Source organism: Pseudooceanicola lipolyticus (assembly GCF_002786325.1).
GTDB lineage: Bacteria > Pseudomonadota > Alphaproteobacteria > Rhodobacterales > Rhodobacteraceae > Pseudooceanicola_C > Pseudooceanicola_C lipolyticus.
This window is the reverse complement of record NZ_PGTB01000119.1, coordinates 1-12998: the sequence shown is the minus strand read 5'-3', so window position 1 is coordinate 12998 and position 12998 is coordinate 1. Positions and strand designations below refer to the sequence as shown.

The 12998-nt window shown below is 65.7% G+C and carries 10 protein-coding genes and 1 pseudogene; 6 read left to right on the top strand and 5 right to left on the bottom strand.

Annotated elements, in window-relative coordinates; translation table 11 throughout:
* Positions 1 to 75: pseudogene (locus CVM52_RS28120) on the top strand (aldehyde dehydrogenase family protein); the annotation flags it as partial.
* Positions 76 to 120: 45 nt separating this feature from the next.
* Here the strand turns inward: CVM52_RS28120 and glyA are convergent.
* Positions 121 to 1416 (bottom strand): serine hydroxymethyltransferase, encoded by a 1296-nt coding sequence (gene glyA, locus CVM52_RS19285; RefSeq protein WP_100164063.1) that lies wholly within the window; start codon positions 1414 to 1416, stop codon positions 121 to 123.
* Between the two features lie 173 nt (positions 1417 to 1589).
* Here glyA and CVM52_RS19280 point away from each other — a divergent pair, with 173 nt between their 5' ends.
* The gene (locus tag CVM52_RS19280) at positions 1590 to 2351 is read left to right on the top strand and encodes an NAD kinase (protein ID WP_100164062.1); all 762 of its coding nucleotides are present in this window, start codon (positions 1590 to 1592) and stop codon (positions 2349 to 2351) included.
* A gap of 764 nt (positions 2352 to 3115) precedes the next feature.
* Here CVM52_RS19280 and CVM52_RS19275 read toward each other — a convergent pair.
* A complete protein-coding gene (locus tag CVM52_RS19275) occupies positions 3116 to 4543 on the bottom strand; it encodes an amidase family protein (RefSeq protein WP_100164061.1) in 1428 nt (475 codons plus the stop codon).
* A 128-nt stretch (positions 4544 to 4671) separates the two neighbouring features.
* Between CVM52_RS19275 and CVM52_RS19270 the strand changes: the two genes are divergently transcribed.
* Positions 4672 to 5481 carry a class I SAM-dependent methyltransferase gene (locus CVM52_RS19270; protein ID WP_100164060.1) on the top strand — a complete coding sequence of 270 codons (810 nt, stop codon included), beginning with the start codon at positions 4672 to 4674 and terminating at the stop codon, positions 5479 to 5481.
* Between the two features lie 35 nt (positions 5482 to 5516).
* Here CVM52_RS19270 and prpE read toward each other — a convergent pair whose 3' ends face one another.
* Together prpE and CVM52_RS19260 are read right to left on the bottom strand one after the other, a co-directional pair.
* Positions 5517 to 7409 (bottom strand): propionate-CoA ligase PrpE, encoded by a 1893-nt coding sequence (prpE, locus tag CVM52_RS19265; protein WP_100164059.1) that lies wholly within the window; start codon positions 7407 to 7409, stop codon positions 5517 to 5519.
* A gap of 512 nt (positions 7410 to 7921) precedes the next feature.
* Entirely contained in the window at positions 7922 to 10195 is a 2274-nt protein-coding gene (locus tag CVM52_RS19260) for an NADP-dependent malic enzyme (protein ID WP_100164058.1), read from the bottom strand.
* A gap of 153 nt (positions 10196 to 10348) precedes the next feature.
* Between CVM52_RS19260 and CVM52_RS19255 the strand changes: the two genes are divergently transcribed.
* Complete coding sequence (locus tag CVM52_RS19255) at positions 10349 to 11437, top strand: cupin domain-containing protein (RefSeq protein ID WP_100164057.1); 1089 nt, start codon at positions 10349 to 10351, stop codon at positions 11435 to 11437.
* Between the two features lie 3 nt (positions 11438 to 11440).
* Here the strand turns inward: CVM52_RS19255 and CVM52_RS19250 are convergent, their stop codons facing one another.
* Positions 11441 to 11623 (bottom strand): hypothetical protein, encoded by a 183-nt coding sequence (locus tag CVM52_RS19250; RefSeq protein WP_100164056.1) that lies wholly within the window; start codon positions 11621 to 11623, stop codon positions 11441 to 11443.
* Positions 11624 to 11743: 120 nt separating this feature from the next.
* Here CVM52_RS19250 and CVM52_RS19245 point away from each other — a divergent pair, with 120 nt between their 5' ends.
* Entirely contained in the window at positions 11744 to 12139 is a 396-nt protein-coding gene (locus CVM52_RS19245; RefSeq protein WP_100164055.1) for a cytidine deaminase, read from the top strand.
* Positions 12140 to 12146: 7 nt separating this feature from the next.
* The coding region (locus CVM52_RS19240) for a thymidine phosphorylase (protein ID WP_100164054.1) at positions 12147 to 12998 on the top strand (852 nt) is incomplete at its 3' end.

Sequence of the window (12998 nt, the reverse complement as noted above, 5' to 3'; positions counted from 1 at the left end):
TCGATCCGCCGCTTCCTGCGCCCGGTCTGCTACCAGAACCTGCCCGACGCGCTGCTGCCGGCGGATATGGCCTGAGCCGCTCCGGGGCCGTGGCGCGGTGCCGCGCCACGGCGGGTCGGTTCAGAGGCTGGGGTAGAGCGGGAAGTTGGCGCAGAGCGCGGCAACTTCGGATTTCACCTTGGCCTCGATCTCGCCATTGCCGTCCTCGCCATTGGCGGCGAGGCCATCGACGACCTCGACGATCCAGTCGGCGATCTGGCGGAACTCGGCCTCGCCAAAGCCGCGGGTGGTGCCGGCGGGCGAGCCCAGCCGGATGCCCGAGGTCACGAAGGGTTTTTCCGGGTCGAAGGGCACGCCGTTCTTGTTGCAGGTGATATGGGCCCGGCCCAGCGCCGCCTCGGCCGCCTTGCCGGTCACGCCCTTGGGCCGCAGGTCGGCCAGGCACAGGTGGTTTTCGGTGCCGCCCGACACGATGTCGATGCCGCCCTTCATCAGCTGGTCGGCCATTGCCGCGGCATTGGCCTTGACCTGGGCGGCATAGGTCTTGAATTCGGGGCGCAGCGCCTCGCCGAAGGCCACCGCCTTGGCGGCGATCACATGCATCAGCGGGCCGCCCTGCAGGCCGGGGAAGACGGCCGAGTTCACCTTTTTGGCGATGTCGGCGTCATTGGTCAGAATCATGCCGCCCCGCGGGCCGCGCAGGGATTTATGCGTGGTGGTGGTGACCACATGGGCATGCGGGACCGGCGAGGCATGTACGCCGCCGGCCACCAGACCGGCGATATGCGCCATGTCCACGTGCAGATAGGCACCGATTTCATCGGCGATCTCGCGGAAGGCGGCCCAGTCCCATTCGCGGCTGTAGGCGGTGCCGCCGGCGAGGATCAGTTTGGGCTTGTGCTCGCGCGCCTTGGCGCGGATCTCGTCCATGTCCAGCAGCTGGTCCTGCTGGCGCACGCCATAGGAAACCACGTTGAACCATTTGCCCGACATGTTGACCGGCGAGCCGTGGGTCAGGTGGCCACCCGAGTTGAGATCCAGCCCCATGAAGGTATCGCCGGGTTTCAGCAGCGCCAGGAACACCGCCTGGTTCATCTGCGAGCCCGAATTGGGCTGAACATTGGCGAATTCACAGCCGAACAATTCCTTGGCGCGCTCGATCGCCAGGGTTTCGGCGACGTCGACGAACTGGCAGCCGCCGTAATAGCGTTTGCCGGGATAGCCCTCGGCATATTTGTTGGTCAGCACCGTGCCCTGCGCCTGCAGCACCGCGAGGCTGACGATGTTTTCCGAGGCGATCAGCTCGATCTCGTCGCGCTGGCGGCCCAGCTCGTCGGTGACGGCACCGAACAGTTCGGGGTCGCGGGTGGCAAGGGATTCGGTAAAGAAGCCGGTATCACGGTGTGGCGCGTTCATATCGTTCTCCAAACTGGGAAGGAGGGCAGCAAGTTGGCGTTTGCCTAAAGGAAAGCGGCGCCGGGATAAAGCCTGATAAGCGACAAAGCGGCGCGCAGCACCGCCAAGGCTGGCCTTGGCCGGAAAGGTATGGTTGTTTCGGATCCGTGTGAGCAGGACCGGAAACCCCTGGAATGACCCTGAAAATTGCCTTTCTGGCCAGCGAGGCGCCGGTCGCCCAGTCGGCGCGCGCCGCGCTGATCGGTCGCTATGGCGATGTGGCGCAGGACAAGGCCGATGTGATCGTCGCGCTGGGCGGCGACGGCTTCATGCTGCGCACGCTGCATGCGACGCAGAATCTGCCGGCGCCGGTCTATGGCATGAACCGCGGCACCATCGGCTTCTTGATGAACGAATACAGCGAAACCGATCTGATGGAGCGGCTGGGCGCGGCCGAGGACGAGCTGATCAATCCGCTGCGGATGACGGCGATGGACCGCGAGGGCGTCATGCACGAGGCGCTGGCGATCAACGAGGTGTCGCTGTTGCGGGCCGGGCCGCAGGCGGCGCGGCTGCGGATCTCGGTCGACGGGCGGGTGCGGCTGGCCGAGCTGGTCTGCGACGGGGCGCTGGTGTCGACCCCGGCGGGGTCGACCGCCTATAATTATTCGGCGCACGGGCCGATCCTGCCGATCGGGGCCGATGTGCTGGCGGTGACCGCGATCGCCGCCTTCCGGCCGCGCCGCTGGCGCGGAGCGCTGCTGCCGAAGATCGCCAAGGTGCGATTCGATGTGCTGGAGCCCGAGAAACGCCCGGTCATGGCGGATGCGGATTCGATCTCGGCCGGGGTGATCGACTGGGTCGAGATTCGTTCCGATCCCAGCGTCGCGCACCGGATTCTGTTCGATCCGGGCCACGGGCTGGAAGAGCGCCTGATCTCGGAACAGTTCACCTAGCCCGGCCGGGGGCGCGTTCAATTTCTCGTGTAACCCGGATCACCTGCTGCATACGCCGATGTGAGTATGTATATTACTCCAGCCGCTGCGGCGGCTTGGTGGGTACGAGTGTTCACGTCATCGCGTGATGTAACAACCATGCATGTTATGCGGCAAGTTGCGGGCGTGGAGCCGCTACTCTGCGCCCGCATTTTCTTGTGCATAACTTCACGATCTTCATAGAACTGTGATCCGGGTTACTTACCTAGGCAAGCGCGTAGTGCAAAAGGCAGTTGGCTGTATTCTCGGCCTTCCGGTTCGGTTTCATGTGTGCCGGAAAGTGTGGTTACGATTGATGCGGTGTTTTTTTACTGGTTCTGTCTGCGGGCGTGGGGCCCCAACCCCGCGCCCGTAATTTCTGCGCGCAGAGGATGCCGCGCCTTGCCTTTTCGGGCAAGCGTCGCGCCGCCGGCTGGGCCGATTTCCGCCGGTCGCGACATATGACGCCGCCGCCGATCCGAAGATTGCAAAAAATGGTCGGGAACTCACCGGGCGGTGAAGCAGTTCACTTACGACGGGCCGGGGTCGTGCCATACAGAACCCGGCTGCAATTACAGCCCTTCGGATGGTCTCTTCCCCTTCCCGAAGCTGTATTTGACCAGGCATTTTCAATCCGCGATCTGCGGGTGCCGGGATTTACCGGCGCCCGCAATTTTTTGTTGCCCGGGTCGCCGCGCCGGGGGCGCGGAGCAGACCCGGTGCGCGGCGCGGGGCAGGGACCCGCCTTACCCCATCATCTCCCACAGGCGGTCGCACATGCGCCCGATGCGGGTTTCGACGGCAATGCAGGCATCGGTGACCAGGTCTTCGCGCCAGCGGCGGCCGACGATCTGCACGTTGATCGGTTGCAGACCGGTCGGCAGGTCGGCCAGCCGCGCCGGCACGTTGCCGGCGGGCAGGCCGAGGAAGTTCATCGAATAGGACCACAGCGCCGCGCCCAGCACCTCGCGCACGCCGGCGGCGCCTTCGGTGTCGCGGTCGGGGCGGAAGAAGGGCTGCGGCAGGAACGGGGTCAGCACCAGCGGATAGTCTTCCAGGAACAGCGACCACTGCCGCGCGTAATGCGACCGTTTCGCCATCATGGCCAGCAGCTCGTCGCCCTCGAAGGGCGGGAATTGGCGGAAATATTCGTCAAAGATCGCCTGGATGGTGTCCGAGCCATGGGCGCGGATATCGGGCCCCATCAGCGCCTTTACCTCGCCCAGCAGCGCGCGATAGCCGTCCAGCGCGCAATCTTCCATCGGCGGCTCGACCTCTTCGACGACATAGCCGGCATCGGCCAGCGCCTCGCGCGCCGCATCCAGCGCCTTGGACACTTCGGGGTGCAGGTCGAACCCGAAGGTGGTTTTGGTAAACGCCACTTTGACCGGCGCTGCCGGCGCCTCGCCGCGCCAGGGCAGCGGGATGTGGAACGGGTCGCGCGGGTCGGGGGCGATGGTGGCCGGCATGGCCAGGTGCAGATCCTCGGCGGCGCGCACGATCAGCCCCTGCACCGACATCGACTGCGCCAGCATCCCGCGTTCCACCGTCTGGCTGGGGTTATAGGCGGGGACGCGGCCCAGCCCCGGCTTGACCGTCACCGCGCCATTGGCGGCGGCCGGAAAGCGCAGCGATCCGCCGATATCATTGCCATGGGCCAGCGCGCCGATCCCGGCCATCACCGCCGCGCCGGCGCCGCCGGATGACCCGCCGGGCGAGATGTGGCTGCCCCAGGGGTTGTGGCTGCGGCCGTAAAGCGGGTTGTCGGTATCGGCGCGGAACGAGAATTCCGGCGTGTTGGTGCGGCCAATCACAATCGCGCCCGCTTTCAGCAGGTTCGAGACCACCGGGGCGTCACCGGGGGCGATCACGTCTTTCAGCGCGGCGACCCCGTTGGTGGTGGCGTGGCCGGCCTGGTCCACGTTTATCTTGATGGTCACCGGCACGCCATGCAGCGGGCCGGTGGACTGGCCGGCGGTGCGGGCCTTGTCCAGCGCGCGGGCGCGCTCCAGCGCCTCGGCGCCCAGATCCTCGACCACGGCGTTCAGCGCCGGGTTCACCGCGTTCATCCGGCCGATGGCGGCCTGGGTCACCGCCTCGGCGGTCAGGTCTCCGGTGCGCGTGCGCGCAGCCGTTTCCGTGGCGCTGAGGCGCCAGAGTGTGTCTTGTGTCATGTCAGTACTCCCGCGGCGACCTTGGCGTGACGGATCGGGAATGCCAAGCGCTGATTGCCGCGATGGACGCTGCGCGGGGCCCGAGAATCTGCTAGGGTCGCGCTATTGGGCGCCGTGGAGGTTTGGACATGCGCGCGAATGACAAGACCTTCGCCGGGGCAATTCCGGAAATCTACGACAAGTACATGGTGCCGATGCTGTTCGCACCCTATGCCGCGGACCTCGCCCGGCGGGTGGTGGCGGCCCCGGTGCGCGACGTTCTGGAAACCGCGGCGGGCAGCGGCGCGGTTACCCGCGTGCTGGCACCGCTGCTGCCGGCCGAGGCCCGGTTCGTGGTCACCGACCTGAACCCGCCGATGCTGGAGCAGGCGAAACGGCAGCAGGGCGGCGAGGCGCGGATCGAATGGCAGGTGGCCGATGCGCTGGACCTGCCATTTCCGGATGTCAGCTTTGACGCGGTGTGCTGCCAGTTCGGGGTCATGTTCTTCCCCGACCGGGTCAAGGGCTATGCCGAGGCGCGCCGGGTGCTGCGGCCGGGCGGCCGGTTCCTGTTCAACGTCTGGGACCGGATCGAGGAAAACGTGTTTGCCGATATCGTGTTTCGCGCCGCGGGCCGGCTGCTGCCCGAGGCTCCGCCGCAATTCATGGCGCGCACCCCGCACGGGCATGGAAACCCCGACACGCTGCGCGCCGAACTGATGGCGGCCGGGTTCGAGACCTGCGAGATCGAAAAGCTGACCCTGACCAGCCGTGCGCAGGAGGCGTCGCACCCGGCCATCGCGCTGACGCGGGGCACGCCGATGTTCGGAGAGCTTATCCCGCATGGCGAGGACCTGGTGCAGCGGGTGATCGAGACCGCCACCCAGGACATCCGCGACCGGTTCGGCAGCGGCGCGGTCTCCGCGCCGATGCAGGCCTATGTGGTCACGGCGGCCTAGACGCAAACGCCCCGGCAGTCAGCCGGGGCGCCGCATCAACCCTTGGCGTAGCCGATGGATTGCAGCGCCGCGCGGATCTCGTCCAGGATCGCCGGGTCGTCGATGGTGGCGGGCAGCTTGAAGTCCTGATTGTCGGCAATCTTCACCATGGTCGCGCGCAGGATTTTGCCCGAGCGGGTCTTGGGCAGGCGGTCGACCACCACCGCGCGCTTGAAGGCGGCCACCGGGCCGATCTTTTCGCGCACCAGCGTCACGCATTCGCCGCAGATCTCTTCGTGCGGACGGTTCACGCCCTTGGACAGGATCAGCAAGCCCAGCGGCGCCTGGCCTTTCAGATCGTCGGCCACACCGATCACTGCGCATTCGGCCACGTCGGGATGCGCCGCCAGCACCTCCTCCATCGCGCCGGTCGACAGGCGGTGCCCGGCAACGTTGATCACGTCATCGGTGCGCGCCATGATGTAGAGATAGCCGTCTTCGTCCACCATCCCGGCATCGCCGGTTTCGTAATAGCCGGGAAAAGTGGTGAGGTAGGATTTCAGGAACCGGTCCTCGGCATTCCACAGGTTGGGCAGGGTGCCCGGCGGCAGCGGCAGCTTGATGGCGATGGCGCCCAGTTCGCCTGGTTTCATCGGGTGCCCGGCCTCGTCGAGGATCTGCACCTCATATCCCGGCATCGCCACCGAGGGCGAGCCGATCTTGACCGGCAGCTTTTCCACCCCCATCGGGTTGGCGGCGATGGCAAAGCCGGTCTCGGTCTGCCACCAGTGGTCGATCACCGGCACGTTCAGGATGCGCTGGGCCCATTCGATGGTGTCCGGATCCGCCCGCTCGCCGGCAAGGAACAGCGCCTTGAGCGAGGAGAGGTCGTAATTGCCGACCAGTTCGCCCTTGGGATCCTCCTTTTTCACCGCGCGGATGGCGGTGGGGGCGGTGAAAAAGCTTTTGACCTTGTGGTCCGCGATCACCCGCCAGAAGGTGCCGGGATCGGGCGTGCCGACCGGCTTGCCCTCGAACACGATGGTGGTGTTGCCGTGGATCAGCGGGCCATAGCAGATATAGCTGTGGCCCACGACCCAACCGACATCCGAGGCGGCCCAGAACACCTCGCCCGGCTCGACGTCATAGACGTTTTTCATCGTCCAGTTCAGCGCCACCAGGTGCCCGCCGGTGGCCCGCACCACGCCCTTGGGCGCGCCGGTGGTGCCGGAGGTATAGAGGATATAGGCCGGGTGGCTGCCTTCGACCGGAACACAATCGGCCGGGGCCGCCCCGTATTGAAAGCCGTGCCAGTCGACATCGCGGCCGTCTTCCAGCGGCACCACCTGTTGCTCGCGCTGGAAGATCACGCAGAACTCGGGCTTGTGCTCGGCCTGGTCGATGGCGCCGTCCAGCAGCGGCTTGTACTGCACCACCCGTCCCGGTTCGATCCCGCAGGAGGCGGCGATGATGGCCTTGGGTTTGCAATCGTCGATCCGCACCGCCAGCTCGTTGGCGGCAAACCCGCCGAACACCACCGAATGGATCGCGCCCAGCCGGGCGCAGGCCAGCATGGCCACGATCGCCTCGGGCACCATCGGCATATAGATGATCACGCGGTCGCCCTTTTCGACGCCTTTGTCGCGCAGCGCGCCGGCCAGTGTGGCAACGCGGTTGCGCAACTCGGCATAGGTGATCTTGTGCAGTGTCCCGGTGACCGGGCTGTCATGGATCAGCGCCACCTGCGCGCCGCGCCCCGCCTCGACATGGCGGTCCACCGCATTCCAGCAGGCGTTGACCAGCCCGTCATCGAACCAGGAATACAGCGGCGCCTTGTCCGGGTTCAGTGCGCGGATCGGCTTGCGCACCCAATCGATGCTGTCGGCCGCCGCCATCCAAAAGGCTTCGGGGTCGGCTTTCCAGCTTTGGTAGACGTCGCTATAGCCCATTGATGCTCCTCCTTCTCCCTGCACCGGTGGTAAGGCCCGGGCCGCCGCCGGGCAAGCGGGTTGGCCCGTTCAGCGACAGAGTGGCGCAAATTCTTTGCATAGATGCGCGCTTTATTTGGGGCGATTTTGCAAAACCCATATCGGCTGCAAATTTCGGCCTTTGTTGAGCTCGGATTTGCAAATTCAAGGCGTTGCCGGCGGTTCAGGGCAGGCCATGGCCCTAGCAGAATCGGGGCGGTCGCGCGCCCGGTTCAGGCGCCGAGACACCTGTGATCACATCTTTCGTTACAACCGCAATCTCGCTTGCCAAATCACCGGATTTGGCCGCTAGGTTTTGTCTCAGGGGCGGTATCTCACCGCCTCGTATTTCAGAAGGTCTACGCCCATGGGCGACAAAAAGGCGAAGCCGTCGAAACCCGGCACAACCAAGAAGTAATCTTTTTCCCAACGTTGCTCCGCCGCGTGCCCTCGCGCGGCGGAGTTTTCTTTTGCGTCGGTCGGCGGCCTCGAGATTAGCCGTATTGCGCCACCGGGGTGCCGGCGATGGCGGCCACGTTCAGCAGCCCGCGCGGGGTGATCGACTGGTTGACGATATGGGCGCGGTTGCCCATGCCCATCAGGATCGGCCCCACCTCCAGCCCGCCGGCGCGCATTTTCAGGATGTTGCGCACCGCCGAGGCGGCGTCGGCATGGGCGAAGATCAGCACATTGGCCGCGCCTGCCATCCGAGAATTGGGGAAGATCCGGGTGCGCAGCTCGGGGTCGAGTGCGGCGTCGACATTCATCTCGCCCTCGTAGCAGAAATTGCGCGTTTCGGCATCCAGCAGGTCGATCGCGGCGCGCATCCGTTTGCCCGAACCCTCGGCCTGGTTGCCAAAGGAGGATTGCGAGCAGAAGGCGATTTTCGGCTCCAGACCGAAGCGGCGCACATGCCGGGCGGCGCCGATGGCGTTTTCTGCCAGTTGTTCGGGGGTTGGCAGCTGGTTCACATGAGTATCGGCAATGAACAGCGGGCCGTCTTCCAGGATCATCAGCGACAGCGCGCCCTGCGGGCGCAGCCCGTCCTTGGCCAGCACCTGGCTGACATAGTTCAAATGCCAGCGATATTCGCCGAAGGTGCCGCAGATCAGGCTGTCGGCGTCGCCACGATGCACCATGATGGCGCCAATGGCGGTGGTGTTGGTGCGCATGATCGCCTTGGCCAGATCCGGGGTGACGCCGCACCGCTGCATCAGCTCGTGATAGGAGGTCCAGTAATCGTAATAGCGCGGATCGTTCTCAGGGTTGACGATCTCGATGTCCTGACCGGGCCGGATGTTCAGGCCGAAGCGGTCGCAGCGCTGTTCGATCACCTCGGGGCGGCCGATCAGGATCGGGGTTTCCGTGGTTTCCTTGAGGATCGCCTGCGCCGCGCGCAGCACCCGCTCGTCCTCGCCCTCGGTAAAGACGATCCGGCGCGAGGCAACGGCGGCGGCTTCGAAGACCGGCCGCATGAGCAGCGCCGATTTGAACACCGTCTGGTTCAACTTGGCCTTGTATTCCTCGAGGTCGGCAATCGGGCGGGTGGCAACGCCGCTATCCATCGCCGCGCGCGCCACCGAGGAGGAGACAATGCCGACCAGGCGCGGGTCGAAGGGCTTGGGGATCAGATAGTCGGGGCCGAATGTCAGCTGTTCGCCGCGATAGGCGGCGGCGGCCTCGGCGCTGGTGGTGGCGCGGGCCAATTCGGCGATGCCGTCGATACAGGCCAGCTTCATCTCGTCATTGATCTCGGTCGCGCCGACATCCAGCGCACCGCGGAAGATGAAAGGGAAACACAGGACGTTGTTGACCTGGTTGGGAAAATCGCTGCGCCCGGTGGCGATGATGGCGTCCGGCGCCACCGCGCGCGCCGCGTCCGGTACGATCTCGGGCGTGGGGTTGGCCAGGGCGAAGATGATTGGCCGGCTGGCCATTTTCTGCACCATTTCCGGGGTCAGGACATTGGGCCCGGACAGACCCAGGAACAGGTCGGCGCCGTCGATCACGTCATCCAGAGTGCGCAGATCGGTGGCCTGGGCAAAGGCGGCCTTTTGCGGGTTCATGTCCTCGGCGCGGCCCTCGTAGACCAGACCGTGAATGTCGCATAGCCAGACGTTTTCGCGTTTCACCCCCATCTTCAGCAGCATGTTGAGGCAGGCGATGCCGGCCGCGCCGCCGCCGGTCGAGACGATCTTGATATCCTCGAAGGCCTTGCCGGCGACGTGCAGCGCATTCTTGGCCGCGGCGCCGACCACGATGGCGGTGCCGTGCTGGTCATCGTGGAACACCGGGATATTCATCCGCTCGCGGCACAGCTTTTCGACGATGAAACAGTCCGGCGCCTTGATGTCTTCCAGGTTGATGGCGCCGAAAGTGGGGCTGAGCGCGCAGACGATATCGGCCAGCTTTTCAGGGTCCTTCTCGTCCAGCTCGATATCGAAACAGTCGATGCCGGCGAATTTCTTGAACAGGACCGCCTTGCCCTCCATCACTGGCTTGGACGCCAGCGCGCCGATATTGCCCAGGCCCAGCACCGCGGTGCCGTTCGAGACCACGGCCACCAGGTTGCCACGCGCGGTATAGCGCGCCGCAGTGGTGGGATCGTCGCGGATCTCCAGGCAGGCCTCGGCCACGCCGGGGGAATAGGCCAGGCTTAGGTCGCGGCCATTGGCCATCGGCTTGGTGGCGCGGATCTCCAGCTTTCCGGGTTTCGGAAGCGCGTGGTAGTTTAGCGCGGACTGGCGCAGGCCCTGGTTGTCAGACACGTTTTGCCCCTCCTCAGGATTTTAGTTTAGCATTAAACTACTTTTTCGGGGCATGGAATGGGTCATTTTCGCTGTCTCCCCGTCAGCGCGCGGCGCTTGCATCTTTTGCACGCTTTGGTCACTGTTTTACTACGTTTTCACAAGGATTGCGCAATGACCGAAACCATCGCCGAGATGCGCCTGCCCACCACCGAATTGCGCGATGATCTGCCGTTTTTCACCAAAACCTTGGGAATGCGGCTGGACATGATCTATCCGGCCGACAACCCGCAGGTGGCGGTGTTCTCCGGGCACGGATTGCGGGTGCGGGTGGAAAACGGCGCGTCCGAGCCGCCGGGCACCATCCGCATCCTCACCGACGATCCCGACGGCTTTGCCAACGGGGCGCGGCGGCTGACGGCGCCGAATGGCACCACGGTTGAAATCGACGAGCGCAACCCGCCGATGCTGTTGCCGCAGACGCAACATGCCTTCGTGGTCAAGCGGCTGGCCGACCAGGCGCCGTGGATCATCGGCCGCGCCGGTATGCAGTATCGTGATCTGATTCCCAGCCGGCTGGGCGGATCGATCATTGCCAGCCATATCCGCATTCCCGATGGCGGGCCGGTGCCTGACATGGTGCATTTCCACAAGGTCGGATTTCAGCTGATCTTCTGCTATCGCGGTTGGGTCGACGTGGTTTACGAGGACCAGGGGCCGAAAATGCGCCTGACCGCCGGTGACTGTTTCATCCAGCCGCCCGAGATCCGGCACCGGGTGCTGGAGGCCAGCGACAATGTCGAGGTGATCGAGATCGGCGTGCCGGCCGAACATGTCACCGAAATCGATCACGAGATGGAACTGCCCACCCCAACCCTGCGCCCCGATCGGGAATGGCAGGGCCAGCGCTTCGTGTTCAACAAGGCCAAAACCGCCGAATGGCACCCCTTCCGGTTGCCCGGCTATCGCAGCCGCGACACCACCATCGCCGCCAATACCAAAGGGGTGGCGGGCGTGCAGGTGGTGCGCCGCGGCGAGGGCGCGCCGCGCTGGGCGGCGCATGACACCGATATTCTGTTCACCTTTGTGATGGAGGGTGAGGTGACCCTGGAAGGCGAGGGTAAAGAACCCTATCGCCTGACCGCGGGGGACGCTTTCGTAATCCCGCCGGGCATGAAGACGCGCCTGGCCGAGCCGAGCGCGGATGTCGAATTGCTGGAAGTGTCCCTGCCGGGGGTGTTCAAGACCACCTTGGCCGACTGAACGTTAGCGGTTTTCCGCCTCGCGCAGCATGATGATGCGCCGGCGCGCCTCGCGCTCGGTCAGATCGCCGTGCAGCGGCACCCCCAGCCGGTCGGACAGGCGCTGCAACTGCGCCTCGGTATGTTCGCTGACCGATTGCTGGTCGCCGCGCGGCGGGATCGGGGTATCGGTATGTGCATGTGCCATGATTGCCTCCTGTCTCGCGGGCATTCACTGGCTCAACCGCCGGGGGCGGGAAATGTTCCTCTTGCATCCCGGCCCGTGGCGCTGAAACAGTATAGGTTCCAGAATGAGGGGCTGTGCCGGATGACCGATTTGAAAACCGCCGCCAGCGCGGTGCGCGAAAACGCCTATGCGCCCTATTCCAACTTCAAGGTCGGCGCCGCGCTGCGTGCGGCTTCGGGGCGGATCTTTTCCGGCTGCAATGTCGAAAACGTCGCCTATCCGGAAGGCACCTGCGCCGAGGCGGGGGCGATTGCCGCCATGGTCGCGGCCGGCGAAACCGAATTGACCGAGGTCTATGTGATCGCCGAGTCGCCCGCGCCGGTGCCGCCCTGTGGCGGCTGCCGCCAGAAACTTGCCGAATTCGGCAAGGGCGAGGTCAAGGTTACGCTGGCCACCACATCGGGCGCGGAACAGGTGACCACCATCGCCGCGCTGCTGCCGGGCGCCTTTGGCAGCGCGCATATGGCCGGGGTCTAGGCCGGGTATGGACGCACGGTCGATCATCGCCAGGCTGCGGCGGCGCGAGGTGCCCACGGGCGACGAACTGCGCTGGTTCGCCCAGGGGCTGGCCGATCAGGGCGTCAGCGATGCCCAGGCGGGCGCCTTTGCCATGGCGGTCTGCATGGGCAGCCTGGGCACCGAGGGGCGCGCCGCGCTGACCCTGGCGATGCGCGACAGTGGCCGGGTGCTGGAGTGGAAGCTGGACGGCCCGGTGCTGGACAAGCATTCCACCGGTGGCGTGGGCGATTGCGTGTCGCTGCTGCTGGCCCCGGCGCTGGCCGAATGCGGTGCCTATGTGCCGATGATCTCGGGCCGGGGGCTGGGCCATACCGGCGGCACGCTGGACAAGCTGGAGGCAATCCCCGGTGTCACCACAGCGGTGCCGCAGGACCGGCTGCACGAGCTGGTGGCCAAGGCGGGCTGCGCCATTGTCGGCGCCAGCGCCGATATCGCCCCGGCCGACCGTCGGCTGTATGCGATCCGCGACGTGACCGCGACGGTGGAAAGCCTGGACCTGATCACCGCCTCGATCCTGTCCAAGAAACTGGCGGCGTCGCCCGATGCGCTGGTGCTGGACGTCAAGGTGGGCTCGGGCGCGTTCATGAAGTCGATGGACGCGGCGGCGGCGCTGGCGCAGGCCCTGACCGAAACCGCGGTGGCGGCGGGATGCAAGGCAACCGCGGTGATCAGCGACATGAGCCAGCCGCTGGCCCCGGCGCTGGGCAATGCGCTGGAAGTGGCCGAGGTGATGAAGGCGCTGACCGGCGAGGCGAACGGTCCGCTGGTGACGCTGAGCGCCGCGCTGGGCGGCGTGGTGCTGGCCAGCGCCGGGCTG

Excerpts from the sequence above, each read along its gene's own strand:
- CVM52_RS19245 (WP_100164055.1), top strand. The coding sequence starts at position 11,744 with ATGACCGATTTGAAAACCGCCGCCAGCGCGGTGCGCGAAAACGCCTAT.
- glyA (WP_100164063.1), bottom strand. The coding sequence starts at position 1,416 with ATGAACGCGCCACACCGTGATACCGGCTTCTTTACCGAATCCCTTGCC.
- CVM52_RS19270 (WP_100164060.1), top strand. The coding sequence starts at position 4,672 with ATGCGCGCGAATGACAAGACCTTCGCCGGGGCAATTCCGGAAATCTAC.
- CVM52_RS19250 (WP_100164056.1), bottom strand. The coding sequence starts at position 11,623 with ATGGCACATGCACATACCGATACCCCGATCCCGCCGCGCGGCGACCAG.
- prpE (WP_100164059.1), bottom strand. The coding sequence starts at position 7,409 with ATGGGCTATAGCGACGTCTACCAAAGCTGGAAAGCCGACCCCGAAGCC.
- CVM52_RS19280 (WP_100164062.1), top strand. The coding sequence starts at position 1,590 with ATGACCCTGAAAATTGCCTTTCTGGCCAGCGAGGCGCCGGTCGCCCAG.
- CVM52_RS19275 (WP_100164061.1), bottom strand. The coding sequence starts at position 4,543 with ATGACACAAGACACACTCTGGCGCCTCAGCGCCACGGAAACGGCTGCG.
- CVM52_RS19255 (WP_100164057.1), top strand. The coding sequence starts at position 10,349 with ATGACCGAAACCATCGCCGAGATGCGCCTGCCCACCACCGAATTGCGC.